This window comes from Exiguobacterium sp. AB2, from assembly GCF_000696055.1.
In the GTDB taxonomy this organism is placed as follows: Bacteria; Bacillota; Bacilli; order Exiguobacteriales; family Exiguobacteriaceae; genus Exiguobacterium; species Exiguobacterium alkaliphilum.
In genome coordinates, this window is the sequence record NZ_JNAA01000069.1 from 19,090 (window position 1) to 42,219 (window position 23,130).

Genomic DNA, 23,130 nt, shown 5'->3' on the forward strand with positions numbered 1-23,130 from the left:
GAGGGGTTCGATGCATCACTTTGAAATCGGCAACGACATCGAGTCGCATTCGTTCACGATTGTCGAGGCGGACCGTGAGACGTTGACAATCGCGCTATTCGGCCATGAGGAACGGGTGCGCGTCACGGACTACGTCAATTTCGTGCGTACGATGACGGACGCCTATCACCGGCTCGACGGGACAGCAGAGCTCGTCCGTGTAGACGGCAACGCCCTGTTGACGCTCACGTTCAGCCGAGGCCGGGTCGCGGTACGGCTCGTCCGGGACACGTCCGTTCGAACGTTTCAAACCGATCAAAGCTATGTGACGGCGGCGCTCGCGCAAATCGGGATTGTCGAATAGGTTGTGACAAAAGCGGGAAAAGAGCATATGATAGAGGTTGACTATACGGAAAGGGGTGTCGGGTATGGATGGCACGAAACGCGCGGACATTTGCCCAGGGCTCCACGTCCAGATTGTCCTAAAACAAGATCAGCGGAGTGGGAAGTTGACGAAAGGCGTCGTCAAAGACATTTTGACGAACTCGCCACGTCACCCGCACGGCATAAAAGTACGCTTAAGCGATGGACAGGTCGGTCGAGTGAAAGTGATCGAAGCTGGAGGTGAATGACATGAGTGAAAAGAAAATGAGTTTTCAAGAGGCGATGAAACAAAAGCTCGCCGAGAAGAAACAAAGTCAGACGAAAGTGCCGACAGGCCTTCATGGGACGAAGCAGAAGCCGTTGACGAACCAGTTGACGAAGAAGCCGAACAACCAGAAGAAACGGACAGGCATCTAAAAGGCAGCCGCTCATTCGAGCGACTGCCTTTTTTATTTCCCAAATCGAAATTGAGATTGATATTTTCTATACAATCAAACCTATTCATAAAGCGAATAAGTTGAAACAAGTTGAATGAATACGTCAAAAAGTAGCAGGGAAATAAAGATTTTTTATTTCTTTAAAAAGACTTTGTAAGCGCTTTAAATAAAGCTATGACTCAACTTTTGTTATATAACATATGAAATTTGTGTGAACTGACCTATAAAAAATTATTGCTAATTGTCAGAATCTTTGTATAATTCAGAACTAAGACATCATAAAATTTTGAACAACTTTAGATTCACACAACAGGGAGGAACTTATTTATGGAAGCCGTGCAAAGCATGTTACAAGGAAGCGTCGATTACATGAACAACATCCTATGGACATATGTTCTAATCGTCGCGCTCGTAGGAGCCGGGATTTACTTTACAGTCAGGACACGCTTTATGCAGTTCCGTTACTTAAAAGAGATGTTCCGGGTTGTCGCTGAAAAACCAGAGGCCACAGACAGCAAGAGTATCAGTTCGATGAAATCGTTCTTCATCGGTGCGGCCACACGAATCGGGACTGGTAACTTGGCCGGTGTCACCGTCGCCGTGACGGTCGGTGGACCAGGAGCGGTCTTCTGGATGTGGATCGTCGCGCTTCTCGGTGGAGCGACAGCGATGATTGAGAGTACGCTCGCACAAGTATATAAAGTAAAAGATGACGTCGCTTACCGTGGCGGTCCAGCATACTACATTGAAAAAGGACTCAACAACCGAGCCCTCGGGATCGTCTTTGCCGTCTTGATCGCGGTGACGTTCGGTCTCATCTTCAACTCGGTTCAATCGAACACAATCGCAGCCGCGTTTGATAACGCGTTCGGCATCGATGCCGTCGTCGGTGGCGCCATCTTAGTCGTCTTGACTGGATTGGTCATCTTCGGTGGTGTGCACCGTGTCGCGAACTTCTCGGCGATTGTTGTCCCAGTTATGGCGGGCTTGTATTTAGCAATCGCAGGTTATGTCGTCGTCGTCAACATCACAGAAATCCCAGGCGTTTTCGCGATGATTTTCAAGAGCGCATTCGGCCTTGAGCAAGCGTTCGGTGGGTCGGTCGGAGCAGCCATCTCGATGGGTGTACGTCGCGGTCTCTTCTCGAACGAAGCAGGTATGGGTTCGGCACCAAACGCGGCAGCAGCCGCTGAAGTTTCACATCCGGCGAAACAAGGTTTCCTTCAAGCGCTCGGCGTCTTCTTGGACACGTTGATCGTCTGTACGGCAACAGCAGCCATCATCCTCCTCTCAGACAGCTATGCTGCCGGTAACGGAGAAGGGATCGTTATGCTTCAAAACGCATTGAGCGAACAAATTGGATCGTGGGCGCCAGCATTCGTCGCTATCAGTGTCTTCTTGTTCGCCTTCAGTTCAATCGCCGGTAGCTACTACTACGGTGAAACAAACATTGAGTTCATTAAGAAGAGCAAAAACGCAGTGCTTGGTTTCCGCCTTGCGACAATGGCATTCGTCTTCATTGGGGCAGTCGCGAGTCTCGGCTTCGTATGGAGCTTGGCTGACTTATTCATGGCCGGTATGACGTTAATCAACATTTCAGCCATCGCACTTCTCGGCGGTGTCGCCTTCAAAGTCCTTCGTGACTACGAAGAACAGCGCGCCCAAGGTCTCAACCCACGCTTCTCGGCACGTAAACTCGGGATCGAGAACACAGAGTGCTGGGACGTCGAAGAAGAAGAAGTTGCACAAGCTTCAGTTCAAGCGGCCGCTGCCGATACGACAAAAGGTTAATCTCATTCAATACGCAACAACAGGGGCCCTGCGCATCGGGGCCCCTGTCTTTTTCATGCGTTCTGACGGATTGATTCGACTTTCGTTTCGGTTGGCTTGGCGTTCAAATGGACGTATGTCCCGGCGACGAATAAGGCACCGCCGACGATGTTACCGAGTGTGGCGAACAACAAGTTATTGAGTGCGAGGCCGACGTTAACCATCTCCGACGGTGCGTAATAGAGGGCCAGTCCGAAAATCCCCATATTGGCGATGGAGTGCTCGAAACCGGCGGCAAAAAAAACGACGACCGGGAGCATCGTCAACATGATTTTGGCGACGTCATGTTGTGTCTTCAGCGGCATGAAGATGGCGATACAGACGAGAATATTACACAAAATTCCTTTTAAGAAAATCGCGAACGCCTCGCCGCCCATCTTTTTCGCGGCGACGATCGACAAAAGATGGTCCGCATCGACCTCACCCATGCTGTGGGCACCGACGACGAGACTGACGAGAAGGAGTGCACCGACCAAGTTGCCGACCCAACTGACTCCCCAGACAGCGAATAGTTCACGCCATGAGATGCGATGTCGTTTCGCCCCGGTATATGCGTACATCGTATTGCTCGTGAACAGTTCGCCACCCATCCAAACGATAAAGACGAGCGCGACCGAGAAACTCATCCCGGCAAACAGCATCGTGCCAGGCACTTCGATGAACATGTTCCCGACCGAGAACGCGAAGACGACCCCAACTCCAATTAAAAATCCGGCGATGATGGAGCGTAACATATACTGTCCGAACGCGTGACGCAACAACGTCACTTTTTTATGCGCGGCTTCCTCCATATAATCGACGACTTGTTTTTCCATTTGAAACGACCTCCTTAGACACTTCAAGTCTAGGAGGTCTTCTTAAAGTTTGCAATTGTTTTCACAAACTTTTGTGAGGATGACATGAACTGTTCACATCGTCGCCACGAGTTCGACTTTCATCCGGTCTGGATCTTCGAAATAAAGCGCGATGTAATTCGGTCCGCCGGCGTAGGGAAAACGGTCGGCGTATAGTTCCACAAATCCATGTTGAGCCAGTTGTGAGCGTAGTCGCTCGAGCTGTTCCAATGAATCGGCATGAAAAGCAAGGTGGTTCAAGCCAGTCTTTTTCCGATGGTACGGTGGTTCAAGGTGCACGGTCTCCGTCTGGACAAAGACGAGATACGTTTCTCCAAACCGATAGCTTTGACCTTGGTCCCACTGTTGATACAGCGTGTAACCGAGTTCGGTGAGGAGCCAGTCCCAAGCGGTCAGACTCTTTTTCAAATCAGAGACGTACAATTCGACATGATGCAACATCGGGCTCATCCTTTCGTCGGACGTTTCGAAACCGTCCATTTAGTATAATGGTTATTATACGACGAATGCAGGGGGAACCATATGGACAATTCGGGGCTTGTCTCGAACATTTTGATAGCCGGCAAGACCGGCGTCGGGAAGAGTGCTTTTTTGAACTATATCTACGGCCGGGACATCGCGGCGTCGCGAGCAGGCAGCCCGGTGACGGCCGAAGGATTGCACGAATATGAATATTATGACCTTGAACGTGGCATCCTGTTTCGCTTCTTTGATACGTGGGGGCTCGAGGCCGATCGCTCGGACGAGTGGCACGACGCGGTGCTCGCTGTCGTCAACGAGCGGGAAGGGGCGCTCGATATCGCCGATTGGTTCCACACGATTTATTATTTACTGTCGATTAACTCGGGCCGTGTCGAGGCGTACGAGATTGACTCCATCTTAAGACCGCTCTACGAGAAAGAGAGCAACGTGACGATTATCTTGACGAACTATAACCCGGACAGCGCCATGAACGTCGAGAAGGCGGAAGCGATGGAGGCTGTCCTCATGCGTGAGCTCAATATTCCACGCGAGGCGATGATACGGGTCAATAGCGTCGAGAAGAAGCTACTGAGCGGTCAACTCGTCCCGCGACTCGGTTACGATGCCGTCTGGATGAGAAATCGAGTGAACTTATGGCAGGACGTCGAGCGGAAACTCCCGCTCAATTTGACGAATCATCTACTCGGTGAACTCGAGGCATGGCGGGACCGTAGCCATCGCGTCGCCGAATCGATTCGCATCTTCACCCCGCAGGCGATGATTAGCTGGAAGGCACGTCAAATCGAAAAAGATTTGGAAGCCACGCTCGAAGCGGCCGCGGAGACGACGGAAGAGGCGATGGCAGAAGGGATTCGTCACTACATCCAACTGATGGAACGGTATCCGCTCGTCGGCGCCCCATCCGACCTCGTCTTCAAGACGCGCCGGGTCGAGCTCGGCTTCGACTATTCGTTCAAGCGGACGATTCGAAAGATGGTGCTCGGCATGATTCCGGGCGTACACTTCATCTATTGGGCGTTTAAACGGCGGACGGCCGAGCGCGGCATCAAAAAAAGCCGTCAATCAACAGTACGAGGTCGTCAGACAGACAATTGAATTCGACGTGCGCCGTGGATTCGAAGAAGAGATGCGTCGGCTCGGCCGGACGCTCAGTCAATGAGGAGGAAGCGAGATGGAGAAAAAAGCACCGTTCAACTTGGATACGTACGACTTGAAAGAAGAACTTGACCGTTTACGGGGCAAAGTGAAAAAACCGAACATATTAATCGCCGGGGCAACCGGCTCGGGGAAGAGCTCGGTCGTCAATCACGTCTTCGGTCGTGATTTGACGAAAGTGGCCGCGGGGGAACCGGTCACGCGAGGCATCCATGAATTTAAAAGCGAAGACGTTGCCATTGTCCTATACGATAGTGAGGGCTATGAGATTGGCAGTGCGCGTCAAGAAGCGTATGCAGATGAGGTCATCGGGTTCGTCGAACGGGCCGGTTCAAAAGGGGCAGCCGAACAGATGCACCTCGTCTGGTACGCGATCAACGCTTCGATGAAGCGGGTCACCCCGCTCGACAAGGTGCTCATCCGACGCTTGAACGACGTGACGTCGGTCGCGGTCGTCTTCACACAAATCGACCAAGTCGATTTTGATGAGTTGGCAGCGCTACGTGAGGAAGTGAAGGATGTCGTAGCGAACGATGCGGTGTTCCAAGTGAGCGTCGCTTCAGAGTTGTTGAATGATCCCGAGTTACGCGCCCATTTGGACTGGGAGCGGCTCGTAACCTGGTCGGTCGAACAGCTCGACCAGTCGCTTCAGGAAGGGCTACTCATGGAAGTCCATGCCGAGAGCGAGGAGATGCTCAAACTGAAGCGGAAGAAAGCGAATCGCATCATCTCAGGCTACGTGGCAAGCGCGGGGACAGCGGCTGCGGTGCCGCTTCCGTTCGCTGACGCCATCGCCTTGACGCCGATTCAAGTGACGATGAGCGTCCATCTCTTCCGTTATTGGGGTGTCAAGACGAACGATGACATGCTCCGGGCGTTGATTGGCAGTACCGTCATCCCTCAGATTGGGCGGGCGCTCTCGAAGACGATTTTATTAAACGTCATGAAATTTTTCCCGGGAGCGAACGCGGCGGCGAGCGTCATCAATGCGACGGTCGCATCGGGCATCACGTGGGCGATTGGCCTCGCCATTAACGAAGTCGCGTATCGGAACGCGATGGATTCGTCGAAGACGATTGAGCAGCTATTGAACAGTGATTTTGGTTCCTTGTTCGAACAGTTCATGGCCCAAAATCCAGTGACGAAAAAGAAAGACTGAATCGAATAGAACAGAGGAGCGATGAGATGAAGAAACGAATCTACATTACGAGACGACTGCCCGAAGAGGCTGTGGCACCGCTACGCGAAACGTATGAGGTCCGCATGTGGGACGAAGAGGCGAGCAGTGTGCCCCGAGACGTCTTAATCGAAGAGGCGAGCACGGCGCATGCGCTGTGGACGATGTTGAGCGACTCGATTGACCGTGAGTTGATTGAGCAGTCGCCGAACCTCGAGGTCATTTCGAACTTGGCGGTCGGTTATAACAACATCGACATCGAAGCGGCGAAAGCGAACGGGATCATCGTGACGAACACACCGGACGTGTTGACGGAGACGACGGCCGATTTAGCGTTTGGGCTTATGATGATGACAGCCCGCCGACTCGGTGAGGCCGAGCGCGATCTTCGCGCCGGCGAGTGGAAGTCCTGGACACCGATGGGCTATGTCGGCATGGACTTGTATCAGGCAAAACTCGGGATTATTGGAATGGGGCGTATCGGTGAAGCGGTGGCGCGCCGTGCACGTGGCTTTAATATGGATGTGCTGTACCATAATCGGACAAGGCGGCACGAGTCCGAGTCGATGTATGGGTTCGTCTATGCGGAACTAGATGAACTGCTCGCCGAGTCCGACTTCGTCGTCGTCTTGGCTCCGCTCACCGAGGAAACAAGAGGTCTCATCGATGCGAAAGCGCTCGCGAAGATGAAATCGACGGCCGTGTTCATCAACGTCGCCCGCGGTGAGATTGTCGATGAGGAAGCGCTTTATGACGCGTTACATGAGAAACGGATTTGGGCGGCCGGACTCGACGTGTTTGCGAAAGAGCCGGTGTCGATGGATCATCCACTCTTGACGCTCCCGAACGTGACGACGCTCCCACATATCGGCAGCGCCTCGATCAAGACGCGTCTCGCCATGATGGAACTGAACCGCCAAGCGATTGTGAACGTGCTCGAAGGAGAAGAGCCGAAAAATCGATTGACGTGAAAAAAGGAGTCTGACGCATAGGTCAGACTCCTCAGATTGTTGACTAACAGAATGTTTTCGCTCATCCGCTTGGCGCCTCCGCTTTCCTAGGGGCGAGCAGGGAGCCGCATCGCGACGTTGTCGCTGCTGGGTCTCCCTTCGCTCGCTGACCCCTAAGGAGTCTACGGCGCCGTCGGATGAACGCCGCGAGAGGCCGCCCTTTGGTGGCCTTTCGTCTTTTTTATGTCGTTCAGAGCGCCTCGAGACCATTGAATCGAAAAGAAGACGAACCACATCGTGACGGGTGATTTGGTTCGTCAACAGCCTAAGGAGTCTGACGCGTAGGTCAGACTCCTTTTGGTTTAGAAGCGGCGGACGTTGTCAGGGTCTTCGAAATCGTTACGAAGCGCCCGATCATCGAGACCGCGCAGTTTTGCCTCTTTGTCATTCAATTTATCTTTCTCATCCAGTCTGTCTTGCTCTGGGTCGACAGCTCGATTTGGATTGTCACCGGTCGTTTCATTAAATCGGGTCGAGTCGATTTCAAGTCCGTCGGCCGTATGGTGGCCTTGATGGCTTGTCCCATGCGTCGATTCGTTGAAACGTGTGGAGTCGATTGTTAACCCATCGTTGTGGCGACGTTCGAAGTCTTCGTCGACATAGATGAGAATTTTCCCGTCTTCGACGTCACGGTAGTGGCGATTTACTTCTTCTTCGCTTAGTCCCATGTTGCGAAGCCCGCTATGCACATCTTCTTTTCCACTTAAGAACGCACGGACTTTGTCGAACCAGCCGGTCTCATGAGACGCCTCAGTATGGACGTCCGTTTGACGACGTAAAATCGAGACGTTGTCTTCATGTTTCGCGACGACATAAATGTCCGAGTCTTTGTAACCCTTTGCGCGCAACTCTTCGATTTTACCAAGTGCTGATTGTTGTGTGTCATACATGCTGACGAATTGTTTCTCACTCATGTCTGTTTCCTCCTTATTTTATAATCGACGATGGTCTTCTAAACCGGAGTGTCCGCGAACGATCGGGTCGTCTTTCGTGCCACGTGGTTCTTCATCGTGGTCATTGAACGGTTTGGCATCAAAGGCGATGCCGTCCGCCTCTTCCCCTTTTTCATGATCGAGTTCGCTGTCTTTTTTATACATGTTTGGATAGCGCTCATAGGAATGCTTGTCGACATAAAGTAATAGTTTGCCATTGTCGATTGCCGTGTAATACTCTTCTGCTTCTGCATCGCTCAAGCCCATATTACGCAACTCGTCACGAATCCGGTCACTTCCGTGTAAGAACGATTTGACGCGGTCGAGCCAGTTGACGTCTCGAATGCCCGCTTCTGCATTCACATCGGTGTGATAGCGCAGGGCAGAGATTTCCCCATCTCGTTTGGCAACGACGTGCATGTTCTTCTCAGCTTCCCCGGCTGTCCGAAGCTCATCCACCTTATCCATCACTTCTTGTTCACTCGAAAAGAGCCCAATAATTTTACGGTCCGACATAGTGTGCCTCCTTCAATCTATGATTTGCTTTATAAATTGGCGTCACGCTATTAATAATTTCCGTTCTGGCCAAACTTCAAACAAAAAACGCCTTTTCCAGTAGAAGAGGCGTCCGTTAATCAATAGTAGAGGATGACGTCATCGTTGCCGAGTCGGCATCGCGTGTTCCGCCAGACGAACTCAATCAGTGTCCAAAGTGCCATGAAACCGCTGAGGCCAAGTAGGACGAGCGCGTAAAGCGGGGTCAATTGGATTAAAAATGACCATTCGAGTGCCATGAGGACGGGTTGGGTCAAAATGACAAACCCGACGTAGACGAGCACGATGAAGATGGCGAACAGGACGCGTCGACCGAGCGTCTGGAAATGATGACGGAAGCGCGTCAACAAGCCGAAGACGGCGCCAGTCAAGAGGACCGGTAAGATGAACCCGAAATAGTCGATGGCGTACATCCCGGTTGGGGCCGTAAAGAGGCGTAAGCTGAACACATCGTCCATGACGAGGAGCAGATTGGCGTAGGCGAAGGCGAGAATCATGCCGAGTAGCCAGCCGAACTGATTCCAAGCTCGACGTGACGATTTCATCGCCTCGATTTTCGTATAGGCGAGAAACGAGACGTCGCGCATCTCGATGTCTTGAAGCTTCAATTTCATGTCATTCAATCGATCGACGGCCCAATCGAACTCGCGATTGACTTGCGTCTTTTCGTGAGGTTTCAATTCCTCCGATTGGTCGATGAGCGTGTGGTAGCGTCGGCGGAACTCTTCATTCGTCACGGGCTTTTCAATTAAGAACGTGGCATATTCTTCCGGTGACTGACTGAGCAGGCCGTCGAGTGATTGCCCGTTCTTCTCGGCCTGATTCATATAGCCGGCGAGACTGTCGAGTAGCCGTTCCGCTTCCGCTTCATCGTCAACTAAGTCCAGCAAGTGGATGCGGACTTGGTCATAAAACGCTTGGAGGGCGGGGTCGTTAAAGGTAGGCTGTTTCAGATGAATTCCTCTCTTCTATAGTTTATTTCGATTCAAGCGGGGGGCTCGTCGTTATGGTCGAGCGTTCGGGCTTCAAAATCGCCTTGCGCGATGCTACGCACCAAGATCTCACTGCCGCCCATGTTTGTCGCAAGTGGAATGGAGTACACGTCACATAAGCGCATCAACGCACTGACATCAGGCTCATGTGGCTGGGCCGTCAACGGATCACGGAAGAAAAGAATCATATCCATTTCCCCACGTGCGACAGCAGCACCGATTTCTTGGTCTCCACCGAGCGGGCCAGACTTGTAACAGTGAACCGGTAGCCCGGTCGCTTCGGCTACACGCTTGCCGGTCGTACCGGTGGCGAATAGTTGATGGTGCTTTAAAATGTGCGCATAAGCGCGGACTAAGCGAATCAAATCATCTTTCTTTTTATCGTGGGCAATCAACGCGATGTTCATCGAGACTCCTCCTAAAAAAAGATTTCTAACTCATTCGTACCATACTTGGTTAAGAAAGACACCTCTTCTTTCTATAGATATAAAAATCATAAGCGAACAACTTTTTTAGTGCGATATGAAACGGGCAAGGTTTACCGGTATGAAAATGTTGGTATTAATACAGAGAGTCAATCTTAACCAAAAATTCAAAAAGAGATAGGAGGAAGATGTTGAATGAACAATACGACGTACAATTTTAACTCCGTCATGTCGTGGCTACCGGACCTTTTGCTAGTCCTATTAGTTCTTGTCATCGGTTTTATCTTGGCAAAAGTGTTGGAAGGTGTGACGCGTAAAGCGCTTCGCAAAGCACGACTTGACGAACGTGTCGGGTTAACAAAAGAAGGGGATCCGGCTAAGCCGGGCCGTGACGAAAGAAAGTGGACGCCAGAGCGCATTATTGCGAAGGTCGTCTTCTTTGGGGTCTTGCTCCTCGCATTCTTGATTGTGTTTGAATACATGAACGTGCCGGGCGTTGCGCAGCCGTTCAACCAAATCTATGCAAGCTTCTCAGGATTGATTACCGGGGTCATTAAAGCCGGTCTCATCTTACTCGTCGCTTGGATTATCGCAACACTCTTGAAAAAAGCGATTCAAATGGCGGGTCATCGCCTCAACTTGAACAAGTTGATGGAGAAGACTGGTCAAGATTCGTCTAGTGTGAACCAGACGCAATGGGTGGATACGGTAGCAAACATCGTCTTCTACCTTGTCCTCTTGTTGGCTCTTCCGGCCGTACTTGATGCGCTCGGTCTCCAAGGAATTAGCGGACCGTTCGAAGACTTGCTCAACAGTTTCCTTGCCTTCATCCCAAGACTTGTCGCTGCGGCACTCATCTTCGCCATCGGTTACGTCGTGGCGAAAATCGTCCGCGACATTTTGACGAAATTCTTGGAAGCAGCCGGGTTAAACCGATTCGCTGAGAAGTTACATTTGGCGGATTACGTCAAAGGGTCAAGCCTTGCGAAGGCTGTCGGAACAATCGTTTTCATCTTGATCATGATTCCGGTCACGATTTCGGCGCTTGAAGCGTTGAACATCCGTGGAATCTCGGAACCAGCCATCTCGATGCTTAATAACATCCTAGCGATGATTCCGAACATCATCGTCGCTATCGTCTTGATTCTCGTCGGTGTGTTCGTTGCCAAATGGCTCAAAGGTGTCGTCGTATCACTCCTTGAGAATTTAGGTGTGAACTCACTCGCTGAGAAGATGGGCTTCGGTGGACGCTCGACATCATCGACGTCTGTCGCACAAGTCATCGGAACAATCGTGCAAATCATCGTCATCTTGTTGTTCGTCTCAGAAGCACTTCAAGTAGCGAACCTTGAATTCATGGCATCGCTCGCGACAGCCATCTTCGCCTACTTGCCAATGGTCATCGCGGCCATCATCATCTTGGCAGTCGGTTTCTGGCTCGCGAACATGGCAGAACGTCTCGTCGGCAGTGTGCTCGTCGATGGAGCCGGTCAACCGAGCGCTCTCCGTCACATTGCGAAGTACGCGATTCTCGGACTCGCCTTCTTCATGGCAATCAGCCAACTCGGGATCGCACCGATGATCGTCAACACGGCGTTCTTGCTCATCCTCGGAGCAGTCGCCCTCGCGTTCGGCCTTGCCTTTGGTCTCGGCGGACGTGAAACAGCGGCCCGTTACCTGAAGAAAGCAGAGAAGAACATCGATGAGACAGAAGTCTCGAAAGAAGGGCTCGAGCAAGAAAAAGCACAAATGAGCCAAGAAGCCGAAGCTGTGAAGCGTGAGGCGAAACAAGGTTTGGATCAATCGAAACGTGAAGCGAATCAAACGAAACAAGAATTGAAACGCGAAGCGGATCGGACGAATATGCCGAACCAAACGAACGTAGACGGTCCAGAACCGAACCCGTTCCATGACAATATCACGCCGGATGAAAACAACCGGTCGTTAGACGATAATGAAGGACCGCTCCGTCCGTAATCAATCGTTGAACAGGTCTCTCGTTTGAGAGGCCTGTTTTTTGTTGGTCTCAATAGTGAAAGGCAATTGGTCGATATAGTAAGTAATCAGTCGACAGAGGCGGGAGTGGGTTTCATGTTCAAAACGTTCCAACGGACATTGTTAGTGAATTACATATTGGGGTCTGGCATCGCCGTCTTTGGGGTTGGCGGTTTATTCATCTTCCAGACGCTCGAGTTGTCATCGGTTGAAGTGACGATTCTATTTTCCATCATGGTCATCTCGGGGACCATGATGGCCGGACTGGAGTTACTCATGTACCGCAGACATGTGGCACCGATTCGTACGGCTTGTGTGGTCGAGTTCCCGAGTCAGGCCGTGCTTCAGCAGGCGTTTGATCAGACGAGCCGCTTTCCTGTGCTCACTATCAAGCGGATCATGGGACCGCATTTGTTCGGACTGTCGCTTCCAGCGATGCTTTTATCCGCCACCGCGATTCACCTAGGTTGGATCGATTTGCCGTACCGGATGATTGGACTTGCTGCACTTGGAGCGGTGTTGATCGCACTTTTGCATGCATTAATTGAATTCTTTCTGACGTACCGCTCGGTCGAACCGATGCTCCTTCATTTCCAAGGAAAGAACGGATTGTTGCATCAACAACCGCTTCAGACGACACAACGTTTGCTCAGTGTCCGGACGAAGCTATTGGTCAGCATGCTCATCATCGGGATGTTCCCGGTCATGCTGTTCATGCTCGCTTCGGGCGTCCAATTGTCGACTGTCGAACAAGTCGACGCGTATTGGGGATGGGCCGCTCTCATCTTGGTCGTCATCATCGGCGTGGCCACGTTCAGTAGCATCTTGCTCTATGACAGCATCAAGCGTCCGCTCGGCGCCTTGACCGAAGGGGTCGCCTCGTTAGATGCCGGGCAACTTCGCCCGATTGCGAACCCGTATGCGGACGAGTTCGGTCAGCTCGTGACCGGTTTCAACCATATGGTCGAGAACGTGACGCGTCGAGAGACGGAGAACGAACAGTTGTTGAATAGTCTATTCGTCCTCTTCGCCGCTACCCTCGACGCTCGTGATTCCTACACGGCCGGTCACTCGGAACGGGTCGCCGCTTATTCGGTCGAACTGGCCGAGGCGCTCCAGATGCCTATCCACGAGGTCGAACTGCTTCGCAAGTCGGCGCTCCTTCATGACATCGGAAAGATCGGGGTCCGAGATGACGTCTTGTTGAAAGAAGGGCGATTGACGGACGACGAGTTCGCCCAGATTCAAGAGCACCCGACCATCGGCATCCATATTTTGAATCAAATCACGTTGCCGGATTCACTGCAGCCGATTTTGGCCGGGGTGCGTTCCCACCATGAACGAATCGATGGCAATGGCTATCCGGACCGGTTGGCGGGGGACGCGATCCCGCTGTTCGGTCGCATCATGGCGATTGCCGATGCATATGACGCGATGACGTCGGACCGCCCATATCGACAAGGGATGCCGACGGAGAAGGCGCTCGCGATTTTAGAGAGCGGTCGTGGTACGCAATGGGACGCCAACTTTGTTGACGTCTTCATCGAATTGCGGCGCCAGACGATATCTGCATAAAAGGACTGTCCCAGGTTTGCGGGACAGTCCTTTCGTTTCTCATAACACCTCGAGCACATACACACCAGCGATACCTCCGAGCACGACGAAGACGAGGTTCACACGGAGCATTGCCAAGAGCACGGCCACAGCCCCACCAATCAAGGCTGATGAGACAGTGTGCGTCGCCGTCAAGATGCCAGGAAAAATGAGGCTCGCAAGCACCGCGTATGGCGTGAACAGGAGAAATCGTTTCAACAGCGGGGGTAACGCTACGTCTTTTAACCAAAGTAGCGGAACGAGCCGCGGAACATACGTCACAACCGCCATCGCCAAAACGAGAAGAAATAGACTGATCATGGTGACTCCTCCTCTCGGTAAAGCATGGCACCAGCTCCAGCCGCGATGAACGTCGCAAGAATGATACGGAGGCCGGACGAGAGCGGGAAGAACGGGGACACGCCCCAATGGAGCACGCTCTGTGCGACTGCCGCCACGGCGACCACGACGAGGACCGGCTTACGCGTCAAGCTCGGGACGAGCAATCCGATGAACATGGCGTATAAGGCGATGCCCATACTCGCCTGGAGCTCCATAGGTAAGCCGAACGCGAGAAACACGCCAATCCACGTACCGACGTTCCAGGCCAAAAAAGCGATACTGTTCAATCCGAGGACGAAATGGCCCCGCGTCGCCTCATTGCGAATCGAGGCGACGCTGAACGTCTCATCGGTCACCCCGAACGCGACGGCCGCGAGGAAGCGGTTCGAGGTCGTCTCGAGTCGTTGCGACAAGGAGGCCGACATGAGGAAGTGACGCAAGTTCAAGATGAACGTCGTCAGCACAATCTCCCAATACATCGCCCCGGCCATGATCAATTGGATCCCGATGAATTGGCTGGCCCCGGCAAAGATGAATAAGGACATCGCCAGTGTGATCACGTTCGGCATGTCGAACGATTTCGCGAGCAGACCGAACGCGATGGCGATCGGAATGTAGCCGACCGCGACGGGGATGCCGGCACGCATGCCGGAACGAAACGCGTCTTTGTTCGAGAGGCGCGCCGTGTTTTGGAGCGGAGTCGCCATCGACGCTCCTCCTTTCGGTTAGTAGGATGTGTTCTCATTCGTGATAAGGCGCGCTTATCCTGCTCGAACGAAGAAAAAATCGGGTATAGATAGGCGATAAGGAGAGTGGAAACATGAGTAGAGCCGAAGAGTTCATCGCGTCGTATCATCGGATTGAAGATTATTTGAGTCGCGAGATGGGCGATGGGAAACATTTTAGTTTCAGCAACATGGTCAACCGACTCGCCAAACAGAATCCAATCATTGAACGGTATAAAGAAGACTTACACCAGATGAGCCAGTTGCGCAACGCCATCGTGCATGAGCGACGGGAACCTGACTTCATCATCGCAGAGCCGCACGATTCGATTGTCGACTTGATTCTTGAAGTGGAGCGGGAACTGTTGCATCCGAAGTTGGTCATCCCGCTGTTTCAAAAACAGGTGACAACATTTCGGGCAGACGATCCTCTACAAGACGTGCTGCGGGCGATTCGAAACGAGAATTACTCCCAGTTCCCGATTTATAGCATCGACGGATCGTGGCTCGGCTTATTGACGAAAAAAGGCGTGACGAGTTGGCTCGCCGAAGCGGCGTACGCGTCACACGTCTCGCTCGAAGGGGTGCTCGTGAGCCACGTGCTCCATCATGATCCGCACATCCATCGGTATCGCTTCATCGCCGCGAACACGTCCGTCATCGAAGCCCATCATCATTTCGTGAACATGAAAGAAGGAGCACGTCTCGACGCGCTCCTCGTCACAGCGACCGGCGAAACGGATGAGCCGCTCCTCGGCATCATTCGTCCGCAAGACATCTTATACGTGATCGGATGAGGCGCCGTGTTCGATGGCGACCTCATATTGACTGACTGTGTTCCCGAGGACGACCGGCTTCACTTCCGACGTGCCGTCGTCCCGTTTTTTATGGGCATGTTTATAAGCTCCGCTCTCGAGCCAGTTCTCAAAACTCGCCGCGTCACGCCAAGTCGTCATGATGACGACTTGGTCTTTCGTCTCGTCCGATGTGTCGGTCAACACTTGCATACGGATGAACCCATCCATCGACTCGATTCCCTTTGTCGTCTCGAACCGGGCTTTCACCGCCTCGACCTTCCCTTTTTCCACGTCCAACTTGTTCATCACAATCCACATCCTCGGTTCCCCCTTCACAAGTATCGTACATCTTCTAGTATAGCGTGAAGTCGGCTCCGGTTTATTGCTTCCTGCTTGCCATCAACGCTTCGCCCACCACTCTTCAAACGTCCAGTTGTTTTGTTTCATCGTCGTCGCCTCTTTGACGCCGACGTAGCGCAGGTGCCAAGGCTCATAGTTATAGCCGGTGACCGCTTCTTTCCCTTTCGGGTAACGAATGATGAAGCCGTAGCGATGGGCGTTCGCTAACATCCATCTTCCTTCCGGGGTCTGGTCAAACGAGGCAGCGAGCCCCAGCTGCATACGTTGACTCGTCATGTCGACCGCGAGTCCTGTTTGATGCTCGCTATGACCTGCCCGGGCAACATACATCGAGGCGTAGGCCGTCCCGCGGGCGTTGACCCAATAGGTGTAGAGGGACTGTTGCGTGCGATACGACCGATAGGCGCTCAAGGCGTAGAGTGTGTGTCCTTGTTTTCGACCATCGTAATAGAGACGAGCGAGTGCGTGGGCGGCCTCGGCGGCCATAAGTGTCCGCTCGCTTCCTTTCGCATAGACGGTCGGGATTGTGAGCGGTACGAGTTGAGACGAGCGATACGTTTTAGACAGGCCATGTTGTTTGTTGACGAGGCGGAGCCGTTCGGTGGAGGAAAGTTTCGGGATGCCGGCTTTGAGGTTCGTGGACGGAGTGAAGTAGCGGGTGTTGCCGATGTAGACGTTCGACCAACTTCGATTATAGACGGAATACTGTACCGGCGTGTTCTTCGGAAGGGTTTTCAAGACCGGTGACGTCTGCATAGCACGTCCATACAGTTTCGTCGATTGCAGCGTATAGCCGGCGATTGTGTTCGTTGCAGCTTCGGTGACATATACGCTAAAAAACAGACAGACGATGAGGAACGCGGCGATGACTTTCATGATGATCGTCCTCCTTATCAATCGATAGTTCTGTTTTCCCTTTTTTAGAAATGTTGAAAAGAGAAACTTTTAGGGAATAGAGTACGAGCGTATCCGCCTCATGACCATGGATGCATACGGCCGCAGCCCGATGCGCCGTACGCATGAGCGCGGTACACTTGAACTAACGAGAACGGTCGGGACAAGAAAGGAGTGATCGTATGGAACTCATTTTCGGCTTACCGCTTTTATTGCTCATTTTGTTCTTTGCCTTTTTGTATTTCAACATCAAAGGGCTATCGGACATGTGGAAAGATTACAATCGTACGAAGTCGATGATTCCGCTTGGATTCTTCATCATCGGGATTCTCGGAATTTTCACCGGGATTTGGACGTGGCTCGTCATCCTGATTTATTACGCGATTCGTCCGAAGTCATGAGCGAACACCGTATGCCGAGGCATGCGGTGTTTTGTTATACTGAGGGCGAGGTGAAGTCATGGAAAAGTTAATCAAGGCGTGGTTCATCATCACGCTGATCACGTTCGTTTTATTCAAGCTCGGTGAAACGATGACGGCATCGTACACGGAGCCGGCAGGGGAAGGGAACCCGTACGTGCTCGTTCTCCTCATCGGCTGGCCGTTCGCGCTATTGTTCGTTTGGATCACGATTCGGCTCGCGCGTCGAACGGTGCAAACGGTCCATCCGCTCGGGCGAATCGGGCTCATCATCGGCGGCATCGCCATGGCAGCGTTCGCGCTGACGGTCAATATGGATCAGGCGAACGCACTCCGTGATGGGATTCAGGAGTCGACGAATGCGGCCTATGCGACAGGTTGGAATCAGTTCACGAACATCATTTACGCGAACCAACTGACGTTTTTCATATTGACCGTCAGTTGCATGGTCGTCGGCATCCTGTTGACGTTCATCGCCTCCCCGAAACAAAAGAACGAGGAACAGCCCGTGCGCTGATCCTCGTTTTTGTTATCGCTGTTTCGCTTGATACAAACGGGCGTACCGATCGGCCGCGATGATGGCGTCCGCGACTTCTTCTGGTGTGACGTCAAAGCCGCTATGAATCGTCTCGCCTTCTGCGGTGGCCGCTTGTCCGACTTTCAGGATATCTTCTCGTGAGGCGTCCTTCAATTTCACGTCCTCGAGCGTGACCGGTAAATCAAGCGCCATGTATAGGGCGACGTACCGCTCAAACTCTTCTTGTGTCCGTCCTTCGAGCGCGAGCTGCACGAGTGTGCCGAACGCGACTTTTTCGCCGTGGGTCAAATGGTGGATGTCCCCGTCGAGTGCCGTGAACCCGTTATGGATGGCATGGGCCGCCGCCAGACCGCCGCTTTCGAAGCCGAGGCCGCTGAGTAACGTGTTCGCCTCGACGACAGCTTCGAGCGCCGGCGTGACGACTTTCGCCTGCACCGACTCGTACGCTGGTATCCCATAGTCGAACAGCACTTCTTCACAGCGTTTCGCAATCGCTTCGGCCGCGATGGTCGGGACACCGCCGGCCATCGTCTTCCCGCCAAATGCGAGGACGCTCCGCACTTCGACCCACGTCGCGAGGGCGTCCGCAATGCCTGAGGCGAGGAAGCGGGCCGGTGCCTCGGCAATCAACTTCGTGTCGACGAGCACGAGGTCTGGATTCTTCTTATAAAAACGATACGTCTCGAAATTCCCTTCATCCGTATAGATGACGGATAAGGCGCTCGTCGGTGCATCCGTCGAGGCAATCGTCGGAACGATGACGATGCGAGCGTTAAGCTCATCGGCGACCGCTTTTGCCGTATCGAGCGTCTTGCCGCCACCCATGCCGATGACGAACGACACATGATTCTCTTTCGCGGAAGCGGCAATCCGTTCGATTTCATGACGAGACGCCTCGCCGACAAAGTCGGCCTTCTCCGTCTCGACGTCGCTTGCGGAAAGAGCGGTCGTCACGCGGTCCCCGATGATGCGCCAGACGATATCGTCGGCAATCAACAGCGCTTTCGAGCCGAAATGGCCCACATGCTTTCCGAGCTGGTCAATCGTGTTCTTCCCTTGCACATACTTGGCTGGACTGATGAAAACGCGTTCTGACATAATCAACATCCTTTCGAAGTGAAATGGCGATGGACAACAGTAAAGATGTTCCCGATTTCAGGCGTACGGTAAACGGATATTCGCGTGACAGCTCCGTGAACGAGCGTCACAGCGTGCATAGTGTACTTCCGAGGACGATGAGTAGCACAATCAAAGCGGCGACGGCAACAAATCCCCATTCGAGTATCGATTTCGTCACGATGACCCCTCCTATGAGCTGATGGGTACAGTATAGCCGCCCGATACGGAGGGCCCGTCCGTAAAAAATGACCTGGTCGAAAAAAGAGACACGTCCCGATTTCTTAACGCGTTTGATGGTTTGAACGAGAGGAGACGGGGAACAACTATGTCGTATGTAACTTTCTGAAGGAGGAATGAACGATGGCTAAACATGTATTGATCATTGCGACGTCTGCCGATAAACTAGAGAACGGTCATGCTACCGGGCTTTGGCTCGAGGAGTTCGCCGCACCATATCTTCAATTTGAGAAACAAGGATACAAAGTGACAGTCGCGAGTATCGAGGGCGGAGACGTGCCAATCGATGCGAACAGTCTCGAGGACGGCTTGTCACAAGAGATTTTAGATACACAAACCTTGTTGAAAAATACGGTCCGACTTGACCAAGTCGCGGATGATTCGTATGATGCCGTGTTCCTTCCTGGTGGACATGGAACGGTCGTCGATTTCCCGGACAGTGAGACGCTTCAACGTGTCGTCCGTGACGTATATGAGAGTGGGAACGTCGTCGCCGCCGTTTGCCACGGACCAATCGGCCTCGTCAACGTCACGTTGAGCAACGGGGAACCGCTCGTCAAAGACAAACAAGTGACCGGCTTCACCGACGCCGAAGAGCGGGAAATGCAACTTGAATCCGCTGTGCCGTTCTTGCTTGAATCGGCACTGCGTGAAAAGGGCGGCAAGTTCGATGGGGCCGACAACTGGGCGGTCAACGTCGCGGTCGACGAACGTCTCGTCACGGGACAAAACCCACAATCGTCTGAACGCGTAGCAGAAGAAGTCGTCAAATTACTCAACTAACGACATGGACGATCTGGGCAATCGCCTAGATTGTCTTTTTTCGGACATATGTCCTTTTCAAACGATTCATTCTCCCGTACAGTCAGACGAAGAGACAGGGGGAATAGGGATGGGAATCATTTTTGCGTTGCTCTCGGGCACGTTCATCGCGTTGCAGGGCATCTTCAACGCCAAACTCGGCTATGCGGTCGGGGCATGGTTGTCGGTCACCATCGTCCACCTCGTCGGATTGGTGCTGGCGTTATTCATCTACGCGTTCAAGCGTGATGGCGATTTGACCGCGTTTCGTCGCGTTCCTTGGTACTACAGTCTAGGCGGGTTGTTCGGTGTCTTTGTCGTCTTTGGTGAATTGACGGCGATTCAACAACTCGGGGTGACGTGGGCGATTTGTGTCTTACTCGTCGCGCAGTTGATGGGAGCGTTTATCATTGATTCGAACGGATGGTTCGGTGTCGCGAAAAAACCGGTCACCGGAGGGCAGGTCATCGGGCTCGGCCTGATGGTCATCGGGATTGGCGTCTACACGTTCACATGAGGAGGAGATGGAGATGAAAGTAGAGGCTGCGCTAAATCGGCTCGGTTGGCACCATTTGTTCTCGGGACAGACACTCGCTGCTTCCTCGATCGTCACGTTTCCTTCGGGAGCGATGCTTTGCGCGAACGACGGCGTGATCGATTCGTTGTTCGTCGTCTTAGAAGGACGCGTCAAAATCTATACGCTCAGTGAGGAAGGCAAGTTGCGGCTCCTCCGCTTGAAAGCCGCACCGACGTTGATTGGCGATATCGAATACGCAAGCGGACGTCACGTGCTCCATACCGTCGAAGCGGTCGGGACGGTCGTCTGTCTGCGCATCCCGTTTGAGGTATTGAAAACATACAACCGGACAATCGGATTTACCGAACATTTGCTTCGTGGCGTGTCAGAGAAGCTATTTATCGAAGCGAACGCCTCGTCGAACCATTTGATGTCGACGCTCGAGGAACGACTCGCCGGCTATCTCGTCTCGCTCAGCGAGGCCGGGAACGACTTGTTTCAATCCGAGATGAGTCAATTGAAGCGAAAAGAAGTGGCCGAATGGCTCGGGACGAGCTATCGACATCTGAACCGGACGCTCCAGGCATTCGCGGACGAAGGACTCGTCGAACGGACACGGAAGCAAGTCAAGATTTTGGATATGGAACGATTAAAGCAGCGTGCCAATGGCATGCTCTATGAATAAGGAGAATCTTCATGGTATTTGGAATCGTCTGTTCGGCCATCGCGGGTGCGTTCATCAGTGTACAAGCGGCCGTCAATGCGAAAATGAACGTCCATCTCGGGGCGTGGGCGACGACGGTGCTCGTCTTTATCGTCGGGCTCGTTGGGTCGCTCGTACCGCTCCTTCTGTTCGGTGGAGACCTTGCGGGCATTCGGGACGTCTCACCCATCTATGCACTTGGCGGGCTGCTCGGGGTGGGCGTCGTCTTTTGTGTCATGCGCAGCATCCAGCTGCTCGGTCCGACGTTGTCGGTGTCGGTCATCCTCGTGTCGCAATTGGTTTGGGCGCTCGGCGTCGACTTATTCGGTGCGTTCGGCATGCCGCAACTTACGTTGGCACCTGGACAAGTCATCGGCTTGATGATCTTGCTCCTCGGCGTCGTGATTTTCAAACAGTCACAAGGGACGGCGCTCGCGCGTGAATCGATGAAGGAAGCCGCTTGAAGGAGTGGCTTTTTTCGTGCATAAAACGGGTACAGAGACGTATGATGGATAAAGTGAACTGAAATAACTATAGAGGTGATGAATACGGTGGGCTCTTCCATATGGATTGACTTAATGATCGTCTTGTTTTTGATTGTGTTGAACGGGATTTTCGCAATGACCGAAATCGCGCTCATCTCGTCGAAGCCGTCGAAGCTCGAAGTCGAGGCGAATCGAGGGAAGCGGAGCGCGCAAATCGCATTGAAGTATTCAAAAGACCCGACAGACCTGCTCTCGACCGTCCAAGTCGGAATCACGTTGATTGGGATCATCAACGGGGCATACGGGGGTGCCAGGTTTTCGACTCCGGTCGGGAACGCGTTTGAACAGCTCGGCATGAGCGCACAGTCGGCGTCGACAGTCGGATATGTGCTCGTCGTCACCGTGATCACGTACCTCTCCCTCATCATCGGGGAGCTCGTCCCGAAACGAATCGCGCTCGTCGCACCGGAACGGGTGACGATGGCGATTATCCCGGCGCTCGACTTGTTCAGTAAAGTGATGCGTCCATTCATTTGGATTCTATCGAAATCGACGCTGTTCTTGTTCAAATTGCTCGGGTTGAAGGCAGAACGGACAGATGGGGAGACAGAACTTGAAATCAAGCAACTGTTATTCGAAGGAGCGCAACAAGGACAGTTTGCGCATGAAGAAGTGCAGCAAGTCGAGCGCGTGTTTGCGTTTCATGACCAATTGATTTATGAACTGATGCAACCGCGGACGACACTTGAATGGATTGATATCGAAGACTCGATGGCCGACATCAAAGCCGCTGTATATGAAAGTAGACATAACAAACTCCCCGTCGGACGCGGGACGCTCGATGAGTTTGTCGGATACGTTGATGTCCGTGACGTGTTGATGTTGCCGGAACTCGCGGCGCCGTCGGACATTTTAAAACAAACCAAACAGCCACTGATCGTCCCGAAGCAACGCGAAGCGAGCCAAGTCCTTCAAATGATGCAACAGACCGGATCGCCCATCGCCTTCGTCTTAGATGAGTATGGCGGGTTCCTCGGACTGGTCACGTTGTTTGATATTCTTGAAGAGATTGTCGGGGAAGTGATGATTGAAGAAGAGGCGCCTGACGTCGTTCGTCGGGAAGACGGCACGTATTTAGCCGATGGACTCCTCAGCATCGAGGACTTGAAGCGGACGCTCGGCATCCGTGACGCGCGATTTGACGAAGGACGCAACGCGTATCATACGCTCGCCGGACTCGTCATCTACACGCTCGGTGACTTTCCGAAACGCGGAGACATCGTCGAGGCGTATGGCCTACGTTTTGAAGTCGTCGACATGGATGGGAAACGGGTCGACCAAGTCCTCATCTCAATCTTGCCAGAAGAAAAAGAGGAATGACGCGACGTCGCG

The 23,130-nt window shown here is 52.8% G+C and carries 28 protein-coding genes; 17 read left to right on the top strand and 11 right to left on the bottom strand.

Annotated elements, in window-relative coordinates; all coding sequences use genetic code 11:
• Positions 1-10: 10 nt before the first annotated feature.
• The 4 genes from DI14_RS09580 to DI14_RS09590 all read left to right on the top strand — a co-directional run bounded on the left by DI14_RS09580 (position 11) and on the right by DI14_RS09590 (position 2,591).
• The gene (locus DI14_RS09580; protein ID WP_034807975.1) at positions 11-343 is read left to right on the top strand and encodes a hypothetical protein; all 333 of its coding nucleotides are present in this window, start codon (positions 11-13) and stop codon (positions 341-343) included.
• A 64-nt stretch (positions 344-407) separates the two neighbouring features.
• On the top strand, positions 408-611 hold the full coding sequence (locus DI14_RS09585) for a YwbE family protein (protein ID WP_034807979.1): 204 nt from the start codon (positions 408-410) through the stop codon (positions 609-611).
• 1 nt (position 612) lies between these two features.
• The gene (locus DI14_RS15545; RefSeq protein WP_167331255.1) at positions 613-780 is read left to right on the top strand and encodes a hypothetical protein; all 168 of its coding nucleotides are present in this window, start codon (positions 613-615) and stop codon (positions 778-780) included.
• 347 nt (positions 781-1,127) lie between these two features.
• Entirely contained in the window at positions 1,128-2,591 is a 1,464-nt protein-coding gene (locus tag DI14_RS09590; RefSeq protein WP_034807981.1) for a sodium:alanine symporter family protein, read from the top strand.
• A 53-nt stretch (positions 2,592-2,644) separates the two neighbouring features.
• Here the strand turns inward: DI14_RS09590 and DI14_RS09595 are convergent, their stop codons facing one another.
• Complete coding sequence (locus tag DI14_RS09595; RefSeq protein WP_034807982.1) at positions 2,645-3,445, bottom strand: formate/nitrite transporter family protein; 801 nt, start codon at positions 3,443-3,445, stop codon at positions 2,645-2,647.
• A gap of 93 nt (positions 3,446-3,538) precedes the next feature.
• Positions 3,539-3,925: a VOC family protein gene (locus DI14_RS09600; RefSeq protein WP_200871113.1), complete on the bottom strand. Its 387-nt coding sequence runs from the start codon at positions 3,923-3,925 to the stop codon at positions 3,539-3,541.
• An 81-nt stretch (positions 3,926-4,006) separates the two neighbouring features.
• On the opposite strand from DI14_RS09600, the gene DI14_RS09605 reads away from it, so the two are divergent.
• The 3 genes from DI14_RS09605 to DI14_RS09615 all read left to right on the top strand — a co-directional run bounded on the left by DI14_RS09605 (position 4,007) and on the right by DI14_RS09615 (position 7,270).
• The gene (locus DI14_RS09605; protein WP_235193438.1) at positions 4,007-5,062 is read left to right on the top strand and encodes a GTPase domain-containing protein; all 1,056 of its coding nucleotides are present in this window, start codon (positions 4,007-4,009) and stop codon (positions 5,060-5,062) included.
• Between the two features lie 76 nt (positions 5,063-5,138).
• Positions 5,139-6,281 (top strand): YcjF family protein, encoded by a 1,143-nt coding sequence (locus tag DI14_RS09610; RefSeq protein ID WP_034807986.1) that lies wholly within the window; start codon positions 5,139-5,141, stop codon positions 6,279-6,281.
• 26 nt (positions 6,282-6,307) lie between these two features.
• Positions 6,308-7,270: a D-glycerate dehydrogenase gene (locus tag DI14_RS09615; RefSeq protein WP_034807988.1), complete on the top strand. Its 963-nt coding sequence runs from the start codon at positions 6,308-6,310 to the stop codon at positions 7,268-7,270.
• 341 nt (positions 7,271-7,611) lie between these two features.
• Here the strand turns inward: DI14_RS09615 and DI14_RS09620 are convergent, their stop codons facing one another.
• From DI14_RS09620 to DI14_RS09635, 4 genes are all read right to left on the bottom strand, one after another.
• Positions 7,612-8,223: a general stress protein gene (locus tag DI14_RS09620; RefSeq protein WP_034807989.1), complete on the bottom strand. Its 612-nt coding sequence runs from the start codon at positions 8,221-8,223 to the stop codon at positions 7,612-7,614.
• A gap of 18 nt (positions 8,224-8,241) precedes the next feature.
• Positions 8,242-8,757: a general stress protein gene (locus DI14_RS09625; RefSeq protein ID WP_034807990.1), complete on the bottom strand. Its 516-nt coding sequence runs from the start codon at positions 8,755-8,757 to the stop codon at positions 8,242-8,244.
• Positions 8,758-8,876: 119 nt separating this feature from the next.
• Positions 8,877-9,686: a hypothetical protein gene (locus DI14_RS09630; RefSeq protein WP_235193439.1), complete on the bottom strand. Its 810-nt coding sequence runs from the start codon at positions 9,684-9,686 to the stop codon at positions 8,877-8,879.
• A 95-nt stretch (positions 9,687-9,781) separates the two neighbouring features.
• Complete coding sequence (locus DI14_RS09635; protein ID WP_034807992.1) at positions 9,782-10,195, bottom strand: methylglyoxal synthase; 414 nt, start codon at positions 10,193-10,195, stop codon at positions 9,782-9,784.
• Positions 10,196-10,408: 213 nt separating this feature from the next.
• On the opposite strand from DI14_RS09635, the gene DI14_RS09640 reads away from it, so the two are divergent.
• Positions 10,409-12,190 (top strand): mechanosensitive ion channel, encoded by a 1,782-nt coding sequence (locus tag DI14_RS09640; RefSeq protein WP_034807993.1) that lies wholly within the window; start codon positions 10,409-10,411, stop codon positions 12,188-12,190.
• Between the two features lie 114 nt (positions 12,191-12,304).
• A complete protein-coding gene (locus tag DI14_RS09645) occupies positions 12,305-13,783 on the top strand; it encodes an HD-GYP domain-containing protein (protein ID WP_034807994.1) in 1,479 nt (492 codons plus the stop codon).
• Positions 13,784-13,822: 39 nt separating this feature from the next.
• On the opposite strand, the gene DI14_RS09650 is transcribed toward DI14_RS09645, so the two are convergent.
• Positions 13,823-14,122: an AzlD domain-containing protein gene (locus tag DI14_RS09650; protein ID WP_034807995.1), complete on the bottom strand. Its 300-nt coding sequence runs from the start codon at positions 14,120-14,122 to the stop codon at positions 13,823-13,825.
• Complete coding sequence (locus tag DI14_RS09655) at positions 14,119-14,850, bottom strand: AzlC family ABC transporter permease (protein WP_034807996.1); 732 nt, start codon at positions 14,848-14,850, stop codon at positions 14,119-14,121. The genes DI14_RS09650 and DI14_RS09655 overlap by 4 nt, the downstream gene beginning before the upstream one ends.
• Positions 14,851-14,963: 113 nt before the next feature.
• Here DI14_RS09655 and DI14_RS09660 point away from each other — a divergent pair, with 113 nt between their 5' ends.
• The gene (locus tag DI14_RS09660) at positions 14,964-15,665 is read left to right on the top strand and encodes a CBS domain-containing protein (protein ID WP_034807997.1); all 702 of its coding nucleotides are present in this window, start codon (positions 14,964-14,966) and stop codon (positions 15,663-15,665) included.
• Here DI14_RS09660 and DI14_RS09665 read toward each other — a convergent pair.
• Positions 15,648-15,983 (bottom strand): antibiotic biosynthesis monooxygenase, encoded by a 336-nt coding sequence (locus tag DI14_RS09665; protein WP_034807998.1) that lies wholly within the window; start codon positions 15,981-15,983, stop codon positions 15,648-15,650. The genes DI14_RS09660 and DI14_RS09665 overlap by 18 nt on opposite strands.
• Before the next feature lie 81 nt (positions 15,984-16,064).
• Positions 16,065-16,901 carry a M15 family metallopeptidase gene (locus DI14_RS09670; RefSeq protein ID WP_034807999.1) on the bottom strand — a complete coding sequence of 279 codons (837 nt, stop codon included), beginning with the start codon at positions 16,899-16,901 and terminating at the stop codon, positions 16,065-16,067.
• Positions 16,902-17,101: 200 nt separating this feature from the next.
• Here DI14_RS09670 and DI14_RS09675 point away from each other — a divergent pair, with 200 nt between their 5' ends.
• Complete coding sequence (locus DI14_RS09675) at positions 17,102-17,320, top strand: hypothetical protein (RefSeq protein WP_034808001.1); 219 nt, start codon at positions 17,102-17,104, stop codon at positions 17,318-17,320.
• Between the two features lie 58 nt (positions 17,321-17,378).
• Positions 17,379-17,855, top strand: a complete 477-nt coding sequence (locus DI14_RS09680; RefSeq protein ID WP_034808003.1) for a hypothetical protein — start codon at positions 17,379-17,381, stop codon at positions 17,853-17,855.
• A gap of 12 nt (positions 17,856-17,867) precedes the next feature.
• Here the strand turns inward: DI14_RS09680 and DI14_RS09685 are convergent, their stop codons facing one another.
• Entirely contained in the window at positions 17,868-18,974 is a 1,107-nt protein-coding gene (locus tag DI14_RS09685; RefSeq protein WP_034808004.1) for a glycerol dehydrogenase, read from the bottom strand.
• Between the two features lie 381 nt (positions 18,975-19,355).
• On the opposite strand from DI14_RS09685, the gene DI14_RS09690 reads away from it, so the two are divergent.
• From DI14_RS09690 to DI14_RS09710, 5 genes are all read left to right on the top strand, one after another.
• On the top strand, positions 19,356-20,015 hold the full coding sequence (locus tag DI14_RS09690; RefSeq protein WP_034808006.1) for a type 1 glutamine amidotransferase domain-containing protein: 660 nt from the start codon (positions 19,356-19,358) through the stop codon (positions 20,013-20,015).
• A gap of 109 nt (positions 20,016-20,124) precedes the next feature.
• A complete protein-coding gene (locus tag DI14_RS09695) occupies positions 20,125-20,550 on the top strand; it encodes a DMT family transporter (protein WP_034808008.1) in 426 nt (141 codons plus the stop codon).
• A gap of 13 nt (positions 20,551-20,563) precedes the next feature.
• Positions 20,564-21,235, top strand: a complete 672-nt coding sequence (locus tag DI14_RS09700; RefSeq protein ID WP_081825876.1) for a Crp/Fnr family transcriptional regulator — start codon at positions 20,564-20,566, stop codon at positions 21,233-21,235.
• A gap of 11 nt (positions 21,236-21,246) precedes the next feature.
• The gene (locus DI14_RS09705) at positions 21,247-21,717 is read left to right on the top strand and encodes a DMT family transporter (protein WP_034808010.1); all 471 of its coding nucleotides are present in this window, start codon (positions 21,247-21,249) and stop codon (positions 21,715-21,717) included.
• 78 nt (positions 21,718-21,795) lie between these two features.
• Positions 21,796-23,118, top strand: coding sequence for a hemolysin family protein (locus DI14_RS09710; protein ID WP_034808012.1), 1,323 nt, complete (start codon positions 21,796-21,798; stop codon positions 23,116-23,118).
• The last annotated feature ends 12 nt before the right edge of the window (positions 23,119-23,130 follow it).